Origin of the sequence: Salicola sp. Rm-C-2C1-2, assembly GCF_040196175.1 — a bacterium.
In the GTDB taxonomy this organism is placed as follows: domain Bacteria; phylum Pseudomonadota; class Gammaproteobacteria; order Pseudomonadales; family Oleiphilaceae; genus Halospina.
Genome location: NZ_JBEFNF010000009.1, coordinates 67,464 through 83,643, shown reverse-complemented (window position 1 = coordinate 83,643; position 16,180 = coordinate 67,464). Strand labels below are relative to the sequence as shown.

Annotated in this window: 19 protein-coding genes; 16 read left to right on the top strand and 3 right to left on the bottom strand. The window is 59.7% G+C overall.

Annotation, left to right across the window (positions count from 1 at the left end):
• Window positions 1–67: 67 nt before the first annotated feature.
• Together AAF659_RS13790 and AAF659_RS13785 are read left to right on the top strand one after the other, a co-directional pair.
• The gene (locus AAF659_RS13790) at window positions 68–691 is read left to right on the top strand and encodes a class I SAM-dependent methyltransferase (protein ID WP_349752358.1); all 624 of its coding nucleotides are present in this window, start codon (window positions 68–70) and stop codon (window positions 689–691) included.
• A gap of 27 nt (window positions 692–718) precedes the next feature.
• Window positions 719–1,294 carry an LON peptidase substrate-binding domain-containing protein gene (locus AAF659_RS13785; protein ID WP_349752357.1) on the top strand — a complete coding sequence of 192 codons (576 nt, stop codon included), beginning with the start codon at window positions 719–721 and terminating at the stop codon, window positions 1,292–1,294.
• Here the strand turns inward: AAF659_RS13785 and AAF659_RS13780 are convergent.
• Window positions 1,219–2,274, bottom strand: coding sequence for a GGDEF domain-containing protein (locus AAF659_RS13780; protein ID WP_349752356.1), 1,056 nt, complete (start codon window positions 2,272–2,274; stop codon window positions 1,219–1,221). The two genes, AAF659_RS13785 and AAF659_RS13780, sit on opposite strands and share 76 nt — an antisense overlap.
• Complete coding sequence (locus AAF659_RS13775) at window positions 2,267–3,097, bottom strand: GGDEF domain-containing protein (RefSeq protein ID WP_349752355.1); 831 nt, start codon at window positions 3,095–3,097, stop codon at window positions 2,267–2,269. The genes AAF659_RS13780 and AAF659_RS13775 overlap by 8 nt, the downstream gene beginning before the upstream one ends.
• 115 nt (window positions 3,098–3,212) lie before the next feature.
• Between AAF659_RS13775 and AAF659_RS13770 the strand changes: the two genes are divergently transcribed.
• The 14 genes from AAF659_RS13770 (at window position 3,213) to AAF659_RS13705 (ending at window position 14,798) form a co-directional block, all read left to right on the top strand.
• Window positions 3,213–4,469, top strand: coding sequence for a glutamate-5-semialdehyde dehydrogenase (locus AAF659_RS13770; RefSeq protein WP_349752354.1), 1,257 nt, complete (start codon window positions 3,213–3,215; stop codon window positions 4,467–4,469).
• 12 nt (window positions 4,470–4,481) lie between these two features.
• A complete protein-coding gene (nadD, locus tag AAF659_RS13765) occupies window positions 4,482–5,126 on the top strand; it encodes a nicotinate-nucleotide adenylyltransferase (protein WP_349752353.1) in 645 nt (214 codons plus the stop codon).
• A gap of 2 nt (window positions 5,127–5,128) precedes the next feature.
• Window positions 5,129–5,479: a ribosome silencing factor gene (rsfS, locus tag AAF659_RS13760; protein ID WP_349752352.1), complete on the top strand. Its 351-nt coding sequence runs from the start codon at window positions 5,129–5,131 to the stop codon at window positions 5,477–5,479.
• A 1-nt stretch (window position 5,480) separates the two neighbouring features.
• Window positions 5,481–5,954 (top strand): 23S rRNA (pseudouridine(1915)-N(3))-methyltransferase RlmH, encoded by a 474-nt coding sequence (gene rlmH, locus AAF659_RS13755; RefSeq protein ID WP_349752351.1) that lies wholly within the window; start codon window positions 5,481–5,483, stop codon window positions 5,952–5,954.
• Window positions 5,955–5,956: 2 nt separating this feature from the next.
• On the top strand, window positions 5,957–7,867 hold the full coding sequence (gene mrdA / locus AAF659_RS13750) for a penicillin-binding protein 2 (protein ID WP_349752350.1): 1,911 nt from the start codon (window positions 5,957–5,959) through the stop codon (window positions 7,865–7,867).
• Window positions 7,864–9,012, top strand: a complete 1,149-nt coding sequence (gene rodA / locus AAF659_RS13745) for a rod shape-determining protein RodA (RefSeq protein ID WP_349752349.1) — start codon at window positions 7,864–7,866, stop codon at window positions 9,010–9,012. The genes mrdA and rodA overlap by 4 nt, the downstream gene beginning before the upstream one ends.
• Window positions 9,013–9,021: 9 nt before the next feature.
• A complete protein-coding gene (mltB, locus tag AAF659_RS13740) occupies window positions 9,022–9,888 on the top strand; it encodes a lytic murein transglycosylase B (protein ID WP_349752348.1) in 867 nt (288 codons plus the stop codon).
• A gap of 1 nt (window position 9,889) precedes the next feature.
• Entirely contained in the window at window positions 9,890–10,774 is an 885-nt protein-coding gene (locus AAF659_RS13735; RefSeq protein ID WP_349752347.1) for a septal ring lytic transglycosylase RlpA family protein, read from the top strand.
• Between the two features lie 20 nt (window positions 10,775–10,794).
• Window positions 10,795–11,946 (top strand): D-alanyl-D-alanine carboxypeptidase family protein, encoded by a 1,152-nt coding sequence (locus tag AAF659_RS13730; protein WP_349752346.1) that lies wholly within the window; start codon window positions 10,795–10,797, stop codon window positions 11,944–11,946.
• A gap of 10 nt (window positions 11,947–11,956) precedes the next feature.
• Window positions 11,957–12,226, top strand: coding sequence for an HP0495 family protein (locus AAF659_RS13725; RefSeq protein WP_349752345.1), 270 nt, complete (start codon window positions 11,957–11,959; stop codon window positions 12,224–12,226).
• The gene (gene lipB / locus AAF659_RS13720; protein WP_349752344.1) at window positions 12,226–12,873 is read left to right on the top strand and encodes a lipoyl(octanoyl) transferase LipB; all 648 of its coding nucleotides are present in this window, start codon (window positions 12,226–12,228) and stop codon (window positions 12,871–12,873) included. The genes AAF659_RS13725 and lipB overlap by 1 nt, the downstream gene beginning before the upstream one ends.
• Window positions 12,874–14,265 (top strand): ABC1 kinase family protein, encoded by a 1,392-nt coding sequence (locus tag AAF659_RS13715; RefSeq protein WP_349752343.1) that lies wholly within the window; start codon window positions 12,874–12,876, stop codon window positions 14,263–14,265. It abuts the gene before it with no gap.
• Between the two features lie 72 nt (window positions 14,266–14,337).
• Entirely contained in the window at window positions 14,338–14,580 is a 243-nt protein-coding gene (locus AAF659_RS13710; RefSeq protein ID WP_349752342.1) for a GrxA family glutaredoxin, read from the top strand.
• A 26-nt stretch (window positions 14,581–14,606) separates the two neighbouring features.
• Complete coding sequence (locus tag AAF659_RS13705) at window positions 14,607–14,798, top strand: hypothetical protein (RefSeq protein WP_349752341.1); 192 nt, start codon at window positions 14,607–14,609, stop codon at window positions 14,796–14,798.
• A 6-nt stretch (window positions 14,799–14,804) separates the two neighbouring features.
• Here the strand turns inward: AAF659_RS13705 and AAF659_RS13700 are convergent, their stop codons facing one another.
• Complete coding sequence (locus AAF659_RS13700; RefSeq protein WP_349752340.1) at window positions 14,805–16,067, bottom strand: 6-phosphofructokinase; 1,263 nt, start codon at window positions 16,065–16,067, stop codon at window positions 14,805–14,807.
• Window positions 16,068–16,180 lie beyond the last annotated feature (113 nt).

Below are 16,180 nucleotides of genomic sequence, written 5' to 3'. Positions count from 1 at the left end.
GGGGAGATGACGAACGACCCCTTGATTGGTACTGTATCGTTCTTCTTTGATCTAGGGAGTGCAGAAAGTGGACAACAACAGCATCAAGGGCGCCTACAAGCGTTATGCCCCGGTCTATGACTGGGTGTTCGGGCTCGTGTTTCGGAACGGCCGGCACGTAGCCATGGACTCTCTTGAGTTTCAGTCCGGCGATCGAGTTCTGGAGCTGGGCGTGGGAACGGGGCTGTCGCTGCCGGAGTATCCTGATGATGTGGATATCCATGTCACTGGTATCGATATTTCCCAGGATATGCTCGATAAAGCCGAAAAGCGCGTTGAAAAACACGGCCTGACCAACTGCGAGCTTTACAACATGGACGCAGAGGCGCTTGATTTTCCGGACAATAGTTTCGATAAGATCATGGTACTGTATGTTCTTTCCGTGGTTCCGGATCCCTACAAGGTGATGAGCGAAGTACGTCGGGTCGCAAAGCCTGGCGCGGATGTGATCTTCGTGAATCACTTCGCCAAGGAAAACCCCCTTGTTCGCCGGTTTGAATCCACACTGTCGCGTTGGGCCGCGCCCCTTGGCTTTGATCCGGACTTCCCTATGGAGCCAGTGCTTGAAAACGTGGGCTTGGACGTGGAAAAGATTGAGTCTGTGAACCTGTTCGGTTACTGGACCATGCTGCACGGGCGCTACCACGAATAATACCGTCCCTGCCGGGAGGCTCTTTCCATGATTCGGGCCCTTTTCCCCCTAAACTCAGTGGTGCTTCCCGGCGGTCGCCTCCCTCTGAGGCTGTTTGAACGCCGTTATCTGGATATGCTCACCCACTCGCTGCGCTCAGAGGAGCCCTTTGTCCTGGTTCTTCTGGAGCAGGGCAGAAGTGATACCAAGGCCGAGGCAGCTTTCCATCCCATCGGCTGCGATGTCTCGGTAGTCGATTTCTCGCCGCTCGAAAACGGGGTTCTGGGTATTACCGTGGAAGGCCTGCGCAAGGTGTCTGTGGCACGCCCATGGCGCGAAAGGGATGGGCTCAATCGTGGCGATGTGGTGCCTCTGCCGGAGGAACCAAAGACGCCCACCCCGCTCAGGCATGCGGATCTGTGCGAGCTTCTGGCAGCGCTCTGCTGTCATACCTCAGTGGCGGAGCTGGCGTTGGGCGTCGATTATGACGATGCACGCCAGGTGGGCTGGCGCCTGACAGAGCTGCTGCCACTGGCAATCGAGCAGCGTCAGTCGCTGGTGGAGATGGATGACCCACTGGAGCGGCTTGAGGTGCTGTCACGGCTGGTTGAAAGCATGGAGTGATCAGCTGCGCTCAGGTGCCAGACCTGATCATGACCACGCCGCTGCGCTTCCTCGAGCGCTCTTTCGCAGCGCTCACGCAGCGCTTCCACCGAGGTTTCACTGGTTGTGCGTGTGGTGCAGCCAATGCTGGCTGTGATGCTTTGCACCGGAGGCCACTGGGACTCATCCAGCAGTCGTCTTACGCGTTCGGCGGTTACCCTCAGGCCCTCTTCCGGTGTGAAGGGCAACAAAAGGAAGAACCTGCCATTACCCAGATGGTAGTGGCTGTCGCCGGCCCGGATGGTGGTCCTCAGGCTCTGGCTGATGGCGGCACTGAGCCCGGAGAGGGCATCTTCGCCGTAGACACCGGTGAGCTCATCCCGGTGGTCAATGCTGAGCAATGCCAGTGACAAGGGGTGACCTGTAGCTTCGGAGCGGCTGGTCTCCCGGCTCAGGGTTTCGTTGAGGCTGCGCTCGTTATAGGCCCCGGTTTCCGGGTCCACGATGGTGAGTGTGTCTACGTACCGGGCACTGGCGTGATAGTGGCGGGCGAACCAGCCCGCTCCCCCTGCCAGAAGCAGGGCTGTTGCGGCGAGCGACAGCTGGTCCCATAGTGGGAGATGCCACATCGCCACGAGCCCAATGAGCAGGCCGGCCAAACAGAGTATGAGGGCCTGATGGAACCGCAGAAGCAGGAAAGCGGCCATCAGCATGGGGTAGAGCCAGTAGATGGCCAGCGCTGGTTCGCGGGCAATGGCCTGGAGGATGACCATGGTCATCAGCACAAGAATTATTGGGTGGCTGCGGGTCTGCAGCTGGCGGTGTCGCCGTATCATGGTGGCTGCAATGCCGGCAGCTGCCAGAGTGGTGATGACCAGGCTGCTGAAAAACAGCTCATAGAAACCGTAGCGCAGATTCCGCTCCGCCAGGACGACAAAACAGAGCAGCATCAGCGCATAGACCACGATGCTGCTGCGGGTGCGCAGGGCGGTTTCAGTCATGGCCGTTGCCTCCGGCGTCTGTCCATGTCAGCGTCCGGTTGCCGCCCTGGCGGCGGGCCCGGCGCAGTGTCTCCAGAGCCTTGTCGCAGAGACTGGTTGCATCGTCGCCAACATTGGCACCGACCACGCCCGCCGAGAGCGTAAGCGCCACCCCTTCGCGGCTGAACATTTCGTGGGCCTGGCTGCGCAGGCTGTTAATGGTCCTTGCCGCATCGGGCGTTGCGGTGACAGGCAATACGATGATGAAGCCGGTCTCGTCGCTGCGGTAATAGCTGTCAAAATCCCTGAGGGTGCGGTGAAGCAGACGCCCAAGACGCACTGTCAGATTGCTCTGGTCCTGTTCCGGCAGGTGCATGTCCGGCTCATCCAGCTGCAGTACGCCGACGGTAACCGGTGTGCCCTCGCGTTCGCCTCGCCGGATCTCACGGTTCAGGTCAGTGTCTAGGTAATCCCGGGTGGAGGCAAGAGTGAGGGAGTCAGTCCGGCGTAACGGGGCAAGCTGGGCTGTTTTATACTCGCGCAGGTATACGAAAACAGCGGCAAGGCCGGTAGTGAGGATCAGCATGGGGACGAACTGGTGGCGGACCATGCCAAGCTCAGGGGCAAGAGCCAGCCCCAGGGTAGCGGCCAGCAAGATCGTGCAGCCAGCACCAGCCAGCCGTAGACTCCAGCCAGCGAACAACGTCAGCGGTACCAGAAACGCCAGTGGCATCAGCCCGGGCCAGTACCCGGCGAAAACCGCAAGGGCGAGCAGTAACAGCAGCAGGGATCCGGCCCGCAGTGTCCACCGCAGCGGCAGGGGCATTGCTGTTTCCGTTTCCATGATCAGCTCCCGGTATTGCGATGTGAGGCTGTATCCGCTGCCCCACGCAGGCGTATAATAGCGTACTTTTCCCGCAATGCCCTGAAAACAGATGCGGAATCCGAAAGGGAGGGGTATGAATACAGAATCCATGATGCGGACCCTGGGGCAGCAGGCTAGGGCGGCAAGTCGGGCAATGGCGCGTGCCAGTACCGGCGCGCGCAATGAGGCCCTGCTGGCAACGGCGCGGGCGCTTGATGCCAACAGGGCGATGCTTGAGGTGGCGAACCGGAAGGATCTGCAAGCGGGCCGTGATAAAGGCCTTGATGACGCCATGCTGGATCGGCTGGAACTCACTGCCGGGCGTATAGATGCCATGATTGAGGGCCTGCGTCAGGTTGCCGGGCTCACGGATCCGGTAGGGGTGATCACGGACATGGAATACCGTCCAACCGGCATCCAGGTCGGGCGTATGCGTGTGCCGTTGGGCGTGATCGGTATCATCTATGAGTCCCGCCCCAACGTAACGGTGGATGCTGCGAGCCTATGCATCAAATCCGGGAACGCGACGGTGCTGCGGGGTGGCTCCGAGGCCGCGCATTCGAATCGGGCAATTGCCGACTGCGTGGCCAGTGGACTACGGGAGGCGGGCTTACCGGAGACCGGTGTTCAGGTTGTGGGCACCACAGACCGTGAGGCGGTGGGGCATCTGATCCGGATGCCGGAATACGTGGACGTTATCGTGCCCCGTGGTGGTAAGGCGCTGATCGAGCGCATCAGTAACGAAGCATCGGTTCCTGTGATCAAACATCTGGACGGCATCTGCCACAGTTTCCTGGACCGTGACGCGGATTCTGAAAAAGCCGTGAATGTGACCGTCAATGCCAAAACCCAGCGTTATGGCACCTGCAATACGCTGGAAACGCTGCTGGTGGACGCACCGGTAGCGGAAACCCTGCTGCCCCTTATTGCTGAAAAGCTGCGGGCTGTTGGTGTGGAACTGCGCGGTTGCGAGGCTACCCGCAAGATTCTGACGGAGGCCGGGGAGGCCACTGAGGACGACTGGGCCACAGAGTATCTGGCTCCGGTGCTGGCAATCCGGATTGTTGACGGTGTGGATGCGGCCATGGAGCACATCAACCAGTACAGTTCCCAGCATACCGATAGTATCATCACCGACAATTACACCCGTGCCCGGCGGTTCCTTACCGAGGTAGACTCCAGTTCCGTGATGGTCAACGCCTCCACGCGCTTTGCGGATGGTTTCGAGTATGGGCTGGGAGCAGAGATCGGTATTTCCACGGACAAGCTCCATGCACGTGGCCCCGTTGGGCTTGAAGGGCTGACCAGCCAGAAGTATGTGGTCTTCGGCGATGGCCATGTCCGTGAATGACCAGGAGTCGGCATGCTGAATGTGATGCTGGGCGGGACCTTTGACCCCGTCCACAACGGCCACCTGCGGATGGCGGTAGAGCTGCATGAACGCCTTGATGGTGCACGCCTGCGGCTTATGCCATGCCATCGCCCGCCGCATCGTGATCAGCCTGGAGCCGATGGCGTTACCCGTCTGGGTATGCTCCGGGAGGCGGTGGCCGATGAGCCGGGGCTGATAGTGGATCCCCGCGAACTGGAGCAGGACCGGGTTTCCTATACCGGTGAGACACTCCAGCAGTTGCGTTCCGAACTGGGGACGGAGACGCCGCTGGCAATGGTTGTGGGCACGGATGCCTTCAATGCTTTTGACCAATGGCAGGGCTGGATGCAACTGCCCGAACTCGCTCATATAATCGTGGTTAACAGGCCCGGTTTCCCTCTGGCGCTGCCGGAGCCTGTCGCAACAATGCTGGAAAAACGCCGGGCAACGGATGCCTCTGAGCTTCAGTACAGCGCCAATGGTCTGGTGTTGGTAATGGAGCTGCCGCTACTGGAGATTGCCGCCACCGACGTCCGCAGCCGGGCTGCTGCCGGGCGCTCAATCCGCTACCTGGTGCCGGACGCCGTATGGCGTATCGTTCGGGATCAGGGGCTGTACCGACCTGGAACAGGATAATTATGGATTCTGAACAACTGAAATCACTGGCAGTGGATGCCGTTGAGTCAATGAAAGGACAGGATGTGGCCGTTCTGGATGTGCGCGAGCGCACCAGTATGACCGATTATATGGTCATCGCCGCAGGCAACTCGAACCGCCATGTGCATTCACTGGCAGAGGAAATAGTGCAGCGCGCCAAGCAGGAGACGGACAGCAAGCCCCGTCTCGAGGGCGGTGAAACCAGCGACTGGGTACTGGTGGACATAGGGGATGTAATCGTTCATCTGATGCTTCCGGCCACCCGGGAGTTCTATGACCTGGAGCGGCTGTGGCGGGATGCCCCGGGGCTGGGCGCCGCGGGTACGGAGTAGCATGCATCTGAAGGTTATCAGCGCCGGGCAGAAACTGCCCGACTGGGCGAATGCCGGATTCGAGGAATACCGCAGGCGCTTCCCCCGTGAGATGCGGCTTGAGCTTACTGAGGTACCCCTGGGCGGCCGTGGTCGCCAAGCGGATACAGCGCGGGCAGTGCGTGAGGAGGGTGAGCGGATGCTGCGCGCGCTGCGTGGCCCTGAATGGGTGATCGCACTGGAGGTTGATGGCCGCCAGTGGTCTACGCAAAAACTGGCGGAACGACTCTCGCACTGGCGCATGGAAGGCCAGGATGTGGCCTTCTTTATCGGTGGGCCAGAGGGGCTTTCGGAGGAATGCCGGGAGCGTTCCAACCAGGCCTGGTCACTGTCACCCTTGACCCTGCCCCACCCCCTCGTCCGGGTGATGCTGGCTGAACAGCTCTACCGCGCCTGGAGCATTAACTGCAATCATCCCTATCATCGGGGCGGCTGACCATGAGCTGGGGGACGCTGCGCAATAGCGGTCAGGAACGGGAACTGTTCAAGCGTCGCTCCTTTGTGGCGATTATCGCGATCATACTGCTGACCGGTGTTCTGGTCGGGCGGTTCTATTACCTCCAGATCATCGAGCATGAAACCTATGCCACCATTTCCGACCGCAACCGGCTTCAGGTTCAGCCAGTGCCTCCAACCCGGGGGCTCATCCACGATCGCAACGGCGTGCTGCTGGCCGAGAACCGTCCGGTTTTCAGTCTTACGGTGATTCCGGAACAGGTATCTGACATGGACGCTCTGATTGAAGAGATCAGGGGGATCGTCCAGGTCCGTCCTGAAGACGTCGAGAGCTTTCAGCGTCGCTTGGGGGAGCGGCGTCGCCCCTTTGAGCCGGTACCGCTGCGTTATCACCTGAGCGAGTCGGAGATGGCGCGTCTAGCCGTGAACCGTCACAGCCTGCCCGGCGTGGAAACCGAGGCGCGGCTGGTGCGGTATTATCCCTACGGGCGGCTGACGGCGCACGTACTGGGTTATGTCGGGCGGATCAACGAGCAGGATGCCAGCCGTATCGATCAGGTGGCCTATGCAGGCACCCACTACATCGGAAAAACCGGGCTTGAGCGAGTCTATGAGGAGGAACTCCATGGGGAGGTGGGGTATCAGAATGTGGAGACCAATGCCCGTGGTCGCGTTATGCGGGTACTTGAGCGGGAAGACCCCACACCCGGGCGGGATCTTACGCTGAGCCTGGATATCCGGCTCCAGCAGGTTGCCCATGAGGCCCTGGGGGATCGGCGAGGTGCGATTGTCGCAATCAACCCGGAAACCGGCGGACTCCTGGCCCAGGTCAGTACACCAGGTTTTGATACCAATAAGTTCGTTACCGGCATTGACCACGAGAATTACTCTGAGTTGCGCGACTCGCTCGATAAACCCTTATTCAATCGCGCCACTCGTGGCCAGTACCCACCCGGCTCAACAATCAAGCCGATGATGGCTCTGGCAGGATTGGCCTCGGATACCGTTACCCAGTCGGATGTTGTGCATGATCCGGGATACTACAAGTTGCCCAACAGCAGCCAGGTGTTCCGCAACTGGAAACGGGGTGGCCACGGCGACACGACCCTCTATGATGCCATCGTTCTGTCAAGTGATACCTATTTCTACAAGATGGCTTACGAGATGGGTGGCGCTGAGATGGCGGACTATCTTGAGCATTTCGGCTTTGGTTCTGTGACCTCACTGGATGTGAGCGATGAGCGCGCGGGGATTCTGCCGGGCCCGCAATGGAAGCGCCGCGTTCATGGTGAGCCATGGTATCCGGGGGATTCGGTGAATATGGGGATCGGACAGGGGTATTTCCTGTCCACCCCCATGCAGCTGGCAGCTACAACCAGTGTGATTGCTAATCGTGGCGCACGACGGCCGCCGCGCCATCTACGCTATATTGATGGCGACATCCCGGCGCGGCACCTGCTGCCGGATGTGGTTCGTCCTCCGGTTGAGATGGGCGAAAAGTCCGATTGGGAGTACGTCATCAATGCTATGGAGGATGTGGTGCACGGTTCCAATGGTACGGCCAGGGGTATCAGTCCGGGGCTCAATTACCGCATGGCCGGCAAGACGGGGACTTCCCAAGTGTTCAGTCTTGAGGGCGAGGAATATGATGAGGATGAGGTCGCTGAGCGCATGCGGGATCACGCTCTTTTTGTCGCCTTTGCGCCGGCCGATGATCCGGAAATCGTGGTGTCCGTTCTGGTCGAGAACGGTGGTAGCGGCAGTGCCACGGCGGCGCCTGTGGCACGTCAGGTAATGGATGCCTGGATCAATGGTTTTCCAGAGGTGCTGACGAACCAGGCTATTCCGGGAGCCATGGAGAATAACGGCCCTAGCGGGAGAGACCCGCAGTGAGTGGTGGGTTCTTGCGCCAGATCACCATCGAGTCGGATGAGCTGCAGCGCCGTGGCAGCTGGATGAGCCGGCTGCACCTGGATCCCTGGCTGCTGCTGTTGCTGTCGCTGATCATGGGGGGCGGGCTGGTGGTGCTGTACAGCGCTGGCGAAAATGGTATGGCGATTGTCCAGAGCCAGGCACTGCGAATTGGTGTGGGGCTTCTGGTGATGCTCGTCTTTGCGCAGCTGGATCCCATGCTCTATCGGCGTTGGTCGCCCTGGCTGTATATGTTGGGTGTGATCGCGCTGGTTCTGGTCCTGCTTTTCGGGGCTGGAGCCCAAGGGGCTCAGCGCTGGCTGGCACTGCCCGGCGGCTTGCCCCGGGTTCAGCCTTCCGAGTTCATGAAACTGGGAGTTCCTCTCATGGTAGCGTGGTTCCTGGGGCGAATGTCGCTGCCGCCACGGCTTTTGTCAACGTTGATGGTGTTGGGAGTGATCGCTCTTCCGGGAGCGCTCATTATTGCTCAGCCGGATCTCGGCACGGCTGTGCTGGTGATTGCGGCCGGGTTGGCGGTATTGTTCCTGGCTGGACTGAGCTGGAAACTGATCATGCTGATGGTCGCGGCCGGAGGGGCTTCCATACCAGTGCTCTGGTTGTTCGTGATGCGCGATTACCAGAAAGAGCGTGTGCTGACGCTGCTCAATCCCGGCAGTGATCCACTCGGGGCAGGCTGGAATATCACGCAGTCCAAGGCTGCGATCGGGTCCGGAGGTCTTCATGGCAAAGGCTGGGGTGAGGGAACCCAGTCGCATCTGGATTTCCTGCCTGAGAGCCATACTGACTTCATTATGGCGGTTCTGGCTGAGGAGTTCGGTTTTGTGGGGGTCACCGTTCTGCTGGTGCTCTATGCACTGACGGTGATTCGCTGCCTGTACATTGCCTCTGTGGCCCAGAGCTCGTTCAGCCGTCTTTTGTCCGGCGGTCTGGCTATTATCTTCTTCATGTACGTCGTGGTGAATGTGGCCATGGTCAGCGGGCTCATGCCCGTGGTTGGGGTGCCGTTACCTCTGGTGAGTTTTGGCGGAACATCGATCGTGACGCTGCTGGCGGGCTTCGGTATTCTAATGGCAGTCCACACCCACAGACGCATGCTGGAGTCCTGACCCAACGCTATGGCCCGACTTGCCGTACTCCTGTTGACCGCTGTGTTCAGTCTCACCGTATCCGGAGCGCCTTCTGAGCGGGAGCATTTCATCGAGCGCATGGTTCAGCAGGAGGGTTTTGATCGAAGCCAGGTCGCTGAATGGCTGGACGATGCCCGCCATGACAAAGCCGTGATCGAACGCATCAGCGCGCCCGCGGAGAAGGTGCTGGCGTGGGGCGAATACCGGGCGATTTTTCTGACTCCGGACAGGGTGGCGGAAGGCAGAGCCTTCATGGACCGCCATCAGGAAACCCTGGCTCGAGCTGAGGCGACCTATGGTGTGCCGGCCGAGCTTGTGGCGGCCATCATCGGTATTGAAACCTATTATGGGCGCCATAAAGGTAACGATCGGGTGCTGGATGCCCTGGTCACACTGGGATTCGGATACCCGCCCAGGGCGGATTTCTTCCGCGAGGAGCTTCGCCATTTTCTGCTTCTGGCACGCGAGCAGGGCTTTGATCCGCGCAAGCCCAGGGGGTCCTACGCCGGGGCCATGGGTTATGGCCAGTTCATCGCCAGCAGTTACCGTCATTACGCCGTGGATTTCGACGACGATGGCATTATGGATCTTTTTGACGATCCGGTGGATGCCATCGGCAGCGTGGCCCATTATTTCCATGCCCATGACTGGCAACCGGGAGCCCCCGTGGTTATGTCACTTTCGCAATGGCGCGGCCCTGTCGGTGATACCCGCTTGTTGCGGTTGCGAGCGCAAGGCAAAGACCAGTTCCGGATCGCCCACAGTAACTTTGAGGTGATTACGCGCTATAATCACAGTGATCTGTATGCAATGGCTGCGTGGTCGCTGGCGCAGCGCCTGAAGGAGTCAGGTTGATATGAGAGGCGGACGTCATCTTCTGGTTGCGTTGTTTGTACTGACGCTGATCGGCTGTGCAGGTGTTGGCCAGCAGCGTCAGTCGGATTCGCGTTACACCCTGGCCAGGGACGCTGGCCCCGAGCGTGAACTGGACATGGCCAGCATAAGCGAGCCGGAACCACGGTATGAACCGCCCAGCAAATCGGGCAATAAATCGCCTTATGAGGTCTGGGGCGAAAGCTATCAAGTAATGGCTTCCGCAAAAGGCTATGAAGCAACCGGCACTGCCAGTTGGTATGGCCGTAAATTCCATGGGCACCTCACATCCAATGGTGAGACCTATGATATGTACGAACTCAGTGCGGCTCACCGCAGTCTGCCTCTGCCCACCTATGCTCGGGTGACGAATCTGGATAATGACCGCTCCACCATTGTCCGGGTAAACGATCGCGGGCCGTTTCACGGTGATCGCCTGATTGATCTGTCCTATGCGGCGGCGCGGGTTCTCGGGTTTGACGGCCAGGGAACGGCGCAGGTTCATGTTGAGGCACTGGCAACCCGGCCACCAGAGCAAAAAGCGCAAAGAAGTCCATCCGCTGATGGGGGTGAGGCGCAAGCGCAGGACAACGCTGCATTACCATCCGGCAAAAAAGAGGATCGTCTCTTTGTTCAGGTGGGTGCGTTTGGTAATTTAACGGCCGCTACCCAGCTCAAGGCTCAGCTTCACATGGTGACAGCGAGTGAAGTGCATCTGGTCCGCAGCGCGCATGATTCCCCGGTCCACAGAGTGTGGGTGGGGCCATTCCGCGAACGGGGCGCCGCAGAGCAGGCGGTACGGGCCATTGAGCGTAACGAACTGGGGCAGTCCATCATCATCAAGCGGCCCGCTGGAAGCGCGGGCTGATACATCAGGACGATTCAACCATGCGCAAGCTGTTCTCGATTCTACTGGCTCTTAGTATGGTCCTGGCGGCAACACCGCTGCAGGCCGCGAGCCTGATTCCCTCGCCCCCCGAACTGGGTGCCCACTCCTACATCCTTATGGACGCCCAGAGTGGACGGGTGCTGGTGGAGCGGAACGCCGACGAGCAAGTGGCTCCCGCCAGTCTGACCAAGATGATGACCGCCTATATCGCTGATCGCGAGACCGAGGCGGGCCGCCTGAGTATGGACGAAGAGACGACCGTCAGCGTCCGTGCGTGGCAGACGGGCGGCTCGCGTATGTTCCTGCGCGAGGGCACACAGGTCTCGGTACGCGAGCTGATGCATGGGGTCATCGTTCAGTCCGGCAATGATGCCAGTGTGGCGCTGGCGGAACACATCGCCGGTGGTGAGGGGTCCTTCGCTCAGATGATGAACCAGCAGGCGCAGCAGCTGGGCATGGCGAACACCCACTTCACCAACGCCACGGGGCTGCCGGATCCGGATATGCACACCACAGCACGGGACATGGCGATTCTCGCCCGGGCCAAGATCCGGGATTTCCCGGAAAGCTATGATCTCTACTCGAAGCGTTACTACACCTATAACGGTATCCGTCAGCCGAACCGAAACCGCCTGCTGTGGCGGGACAAATCCGTAGACGGTCTCAAGACCGGCCACACTGAGGAGGCGGGTTACTGCCTGGCGGCCTCGGCTGAGCGTGATGGCATGCGCCTCGTTAGTGTTGTCATGGGTGCTTCCAGTTCCGAGGCGCGCGCGCGGGAATCCCAGCAACTGCTCAACTATGGCTTTCGCTATTACGAGACCTTCCGCCTCTACGAGGGCGGCCAGAAGATCACCGACAGTCGCGTGTGGAAGGGGGCGAGTGATCAGCTGGATCTTGGGCTTCAGGAGGATCTGTATCTGACTGTGCCCAACGGCGCACGTGAGAAACTGGAGCCTAAAGTATCCGTGCAGTCCGTGCTGGAAGCGCCTGTCGAGCGGGGCAGCGTGCTTGGAGACCTGATTGTCAGCCATGAAGATACAACCCTGGCCGAACGCGAGCTGGTAGCGCTGCACTCGGTGGAAGAGGGCGGATTCTTCCGGCGGATCTGGGATGCCATCAAGCTGTTCTTCTTCGGGCTCTTCCAGTAACCTGTAGGGCATGATTGAAGACCAGAATCGACAGATCGAGTTTCCCTGCGACTACCCGATCAAAGTGATCGGAGACTACAGCGAGGACTTCGCGCTGACGGTGACCCGGGTTGTACAGCGGTTCGATCCGGCGTTTGATCCTGCAGACCTTGCGGCTCAGCCGAGCCGTAACGGTCGTTTCATCTCGCTGCGAATAACCCTGCGCGCCACCGGCGAAGACCAGCTCAACGAATTGTTCGCGGCGCTTAAGGCCACCGGGCAGGTGCACATGGTGGTCTGATGCCGGAGGATTCTGCCATCCCATCCGGGCCCAGAGTTGAGTGGCTCGGGCGTCGTCGCTACCAACCCATCCTCGAGGCTATGAAAGCCTTCACTGACGCCCGGGATCACGGAACTCCGGATGCATGCTGGCTGCTTGAGCATGAGCCGGTGTTCACCCAGGGTCAGGCGGGGCGCGCGGAACATATCCTTATGCCTGGTGATATTCCCGTGGTTCAGGTGGATCGTGGTGGTCAGGTCACCTATCACGGACCCGGGCAGTTGATGGTCTACACCCTGATCGACATCCGTCGTCGCGGTTTGGGAGTGCGGCAACTGGTGAGCCTGCTGGAAGACACTACGGTGGCAGCGCTGGCACACTGGGATATTGAGGCAGCGCCGCGCCAGGATGCGCCGGGAGTCTACGTTGCCGGTGAGAAGATCGCCTCTCTTGGTCTGCGGGTGCGGCGTGGCTGCGCCTATCATGGGCTAGCACTCAATGTGGACATGGATCTTGCGCCTTTTCAGCGGATCAATCCCTGTGGCTACGCTGGGATGCCGGTAACCCAGATCCGCGATCAGATCGGTGGCGCGGTTTCCCTGGATGCCGTATCGGATATCGTCCAGCGGAAACTGCTGGAGCGGTTACAACTGGCCGGGAGCGAGTGAATGGGTTCCGAAAAAAAGCGCAGTTCGGTTTCCCGCATCAAAACAGGTAGCTTCGAACGGCGCCTGAGCCTGACACGGGCTGGCCTCTCTGCAGGTACCCGTATGGCCACGCATTACGCCACCAACTGGCTTGGAAGCCGTGAGGGTCGCCAGAAACGCCGTAGTGACATGCTCTCCCGCCAAGCCCAGTACCTGGTAGAGGAGCTGGGGGAGCTCAAGGGCAGCGTGGTCAAAATCGGTCAGATCATGGCTCTCTATGGCGAACATTTCCTGCCCGAAGAGGTTACCGAGGCGCTGCATACGCTTGAGGATCGTACCACTTCGCTGGAATGGGCGACCATTGAACGAACCCTGAAGGATGAGCTGGGCGAACAGCGGCTTGCCGAGCTGGAAGTCGACCCGGAGCCCCTTGGCGCTGCTTCTCTTGGGCAGGTTCACAGAGCCCGTCGTCGTTCCAGTGGGGAAGAGCTGGTGCTCAAGATCCAGTACCCTGGTGTCGCCAATGCCGTGGATTCGGACCTGAACTCGGTGGCCCAGGTTCTGAAAATGGCCCGTGTGGTTTCCTGGGGGCCTGCTTTTGATGAATGGCTCGAAGAGGTCCGAGCGATGATGCACCGGGAAGTGGATTACCGCCTGGAGGCGCACACTACCGAATCATTTCGTCAGAAACTCGCGGGTGATCGGCGCTTCATCGTGCCCCGCGTCATTGCTGAATACTCCAGTGACCATGTCATCGCTTCGACCTTTGAGTCCGGTCATCCGGTGGGCGCTGATGAGGTGCAATCACTGTCGCTGGAGCGCCGTTCGGCATTGGGCAAAGCCGCGTTGGAGCTGTTTCTGAGCGAGCTCTTTACTTGGAACGAAATCCAGACCGATCCAAATTTCGGCAACTACCGCATTCGTCTGGCCGAGGAAACCGGTGACTGCGACGGCATCGTACTGCTGGATTTCGGCGCCGTTCAGCGCTATTCTGATGACTTCCTGGGCCCTGTGCGCGATATGATCCGGGCCTCTTATGAACAGGATCTGGAGGCCGTCATCCAGGGTGGCATCAAACTCAACTTCATGCAGAGTGACTGGCCTCAGCCCGTTCTGGAGCGGTTCGGCCAGGTCTGCATGAGGGTGCTGGAGCCGCTCAGTGGTGACGCTATGGAAAAGCCGGATTACGCGGTGAACGAACGCGGCGAATACCGCTGGAAGCAGAGTGATCTTCCCAATCGGGTAGCGCGGGAAGCTACGCGCTCGGCCATCAATCGCTATTTCCGGATCCCGCCGCGGGAGTTCATCTTCCTTAACCGCAAACTGGTAGGGGTCTATACCTTTATCGCGGTTCTGGCGGCGGAATTCGACGGCGAGCCCGTGCTGCGCCATTACCTTTACGCGAAACCGTAATGCGCCGCTGGCTGATGGCGTTTCCCATGGTAACGTTGCGCCTCCAAAACGCATGATCCGAGGAGATCGGTAATGGAAAAAGTAACGATCTATGGTCGAACGTCCTGCGGTTTCTGTACCGGCGCACGCCGGCTGTGTGAAACGCGCGGACTGGACCATGAATGGGTGGATATGATCTCAGAGGGGATGGATAAACAGGACCTTTCCGAGATCACAGGAAGCCCGGTGCACACTGTGCCGCAGATTTTTGTCGGTGATCGTCATGTTGGCGGATTCGACGAATTTTCCCGGTACGTGGAACAGAATCAGACCTGAATCACCATGACGGAGGATAGGCAGGTATGGCCGATGAAGAGAACATGCAACGTCCGGAGACCATTCCGGAAGAGCGATGGAAGCAGCATCTGGACTGGATGCAGGTAACCGGGAGCACTCTGGATGAACATCTGAAGGAGCATGGCAGCGGCGATCTCTGGAAACAGTTCCAGCGTCGCTCCATGACCCGGCGCCGCAGTGACGACTCCGGGTCATGATGCACTTCAGAGCTTGAAGTCGGCTTTGAGCTTTTTCTCCACGGGGCGGTTTTCAAGGTTCGCTACTTGCGGTAGGCCATTGTTGAATGGCGGGAAGGCCTCGCCCTTGATCAGTGGCTCCAGATAGTCGCGGCAGTCGGAGGTGATGCCGAAACCCTCATCGGTCGTGAAGTGGATCGGCATCTTCTTTTCCTGGTTGGCAACCTCGTTCAGCGGCGCCTCGCTGATGTGCCAGTGATAGGGTTTGGAAGACTCGCGTTTGATAATGGGCATGATGCCGTTACGGCCCTCGAGGGCATAGTTGACGGCAGCCTCACCCACGGCATAGGCCTGCTCCACATCGGTCTGCGAGGCAATGTGGCGCGCCGAGCGCTGCAGGTAGTCGGCTACCGCCCAGTGGTACTTGTGTCCCAGCGACTGTTTCACCATGTTGGCCAGCGTCGGCGCCACGCCCCCCAGCTGGGTATGGCCGAAGGCATCCTTCTGGCCGGCTTCAGCGAGGAAACGCCCGTCTTCGTATTGAGCACCCTCCGAGGCTACTACCACGCAGAACCCGTGATCCTTCACGCACTGGTCCACTTTGTTCAGGAACGCCTCGCGCTCGAAGGGGTGCTCCGGGAAGACGATGATGTGCGGCGCGTCACCGGGGTTCTTTCCGGCCAGGCCACCGGCGGCGGCGATCCAACCCGCGTGGCGGCCCATGACTTCCAGGATGAAAACCCTCGTAGAGGTGTCGCACATGGACTGGATGTCCAGGCTTGCCTCCAGCGTGGAGGTGGCGACGTACTTGGCGACAGAGCCGAAGCCTGGGCAGCAGTCGGTGAAGGGCAGGTCATTGTCCACCGTCTTGGGAATACCGATGCAGTTGAGCGGGTAGCCCATGCGTTCGGCCATCTGGGAGACTTTGAAGGCTGTGTCCTGACTGTCGCCGCCGCCGTTGTAGAAGAAATAACCGATGTCGTGGGCGCGGAAAACCTCGATGAGCCGCTCGTACTCGTGGCGGTTCTCATCAATGTTACGCAGCTTGTGGCGGCAGGATCCGAAAGCGCCTCCGGGTGTGTGGATCAGGGCACGGATCTGCTCGTCGGTTTCATGGCTGGTGTCGATCAGCTCCTCCTTGAGGGCGCCGGTAATACCGTTGCGGCCGGCGAATACCTTGCCGATACGGTCGCCGTGGTTGCGTGCGGTTTCAATCACCCCCGCGGCACTGGCGTTGATGACCGCAGTCACGCCTCCGGACTGGGCATAGAAAGCATTCTTGGGCGCCATGGTTGTTGAGCCTCCTGCGATAGACTGAAATGGTCAGGCATGATACTTGAAAGCATCGTCGTTGTGCATGATCCAGGTATCAGTCGATTGGGTTTATCCGGGATTTCCAATAC

Coding starts and splice junctions, on each gene's coding strand:
- AAF659_RS13785 (WP_349752357.1), top strand. CDS start 719: ATGATTCGGGCCCTTTTCCCCCTAAACTCAGTGGTGCTTCCCGGCGGT.
- AAF659_RS13780 (WP_349752356.1), bottom strand. CDS start 2,274: ATGACTGAAACCGCCCTGCGCACCCGCAGCAGCATCGTGGTCTATGCG.
- AAF659_RS13775 (WP_349752355.1), bottom strand. CDS start 3,097: ATGGAAACGGAAACAGCAATGCCCCTGCCGCTGCGGTGGACACTGCGG.
- AAF659_RS13770 (WP_349752354.1), top strand. CDS start 3,213: ATGAATACAGAATCCATGATGCGGACCCTGGGGCAGCAGGCTAGGGCG.
- nadD (WP_349752353.1), top strand. CDS start 4,482: ATGCTGAATGTGATGCTGGGCGGGACCTTTGACCCCGTCCACAACGGC.
- rsfS (WP_349752352.1), top strand. CDS start 5,129: ATGGATTCTGAACAACTGAAATCACTGGCAGTGGATGCCGTTGAGTCA.
- rlmH (WP_349752351.1), top strand. CDS start 5,481: ATGCATCTGAAGGTTATCAGCGCCGGGCAGAAACTGCCCGACTGGGCG.
- mrdA (WP_349752350.1), top strand. CDS start 5,957: ATGAGCTGGGGGACGCTGCGCAATAGCGGTCAGGAACGGGAACTGTTC.
- mltB (WP_349752348.1), top strand. CDS start 9,022: ATGGCCCGACTTGCCGTACTCCTGTTGACCGCTGTGTTCAGTCTCACC.
- AAF659_RS13735 (WP_349752347.1), top strand. CDS start 9,890: ATGAGAGGCGGACGTCATCTTCTGGTTGCGTTGTTTGTACTGACGCTG.
- AAF659_RS13730 (WP_349752346.1), top strand. CDS start 10,795: ATGCGCAAGCTGTTCTCGATTCTACTGGCTCTTAGTATGGTCCTGGCG.
- AAF659_RS13725 (WP_349752345.1), top strand. CDS start 11,957: ATGATTGAAGACCAGAATCGACAGATCGAGTTTCCCTGCGACTACCCG.
- lipB (WP_349752344.1), top strand. CDS start 12,226: ATGCCGGAGGATTCTGCCATCCCATCCGGGCCCAGAGTTGAGTGGCTC.
- AAF659_RS13715 (WP_349752343.1), top strand. CDS start 12,874: ATGGGTTCCGAAAAAAAGCGCAGTTCGGTTTCCCGCATCAAAACAGGT.
- AAF659_RS13710 (WP_349752342.1), top strand. CDS start 14,338: ATGGAAAAAGTAACGATCTATGGTCGAACGTCCTGCGGTTTCTGTACC.
- AAF659_RS13705 (WP_349752341.1), top strand. CDS start 14,607: ATGGCCGATGAAGAGAACATGCAACGTCCGGAGACCATTCCGGAAGAG.
- AAF659_RS13700 (WP_349752340.1), bottom strand. CDS start 16,067: ATGGCGCCCAAGAATGCTTTCTATGCCCAGTCCGGAGGCGTGACTGCG.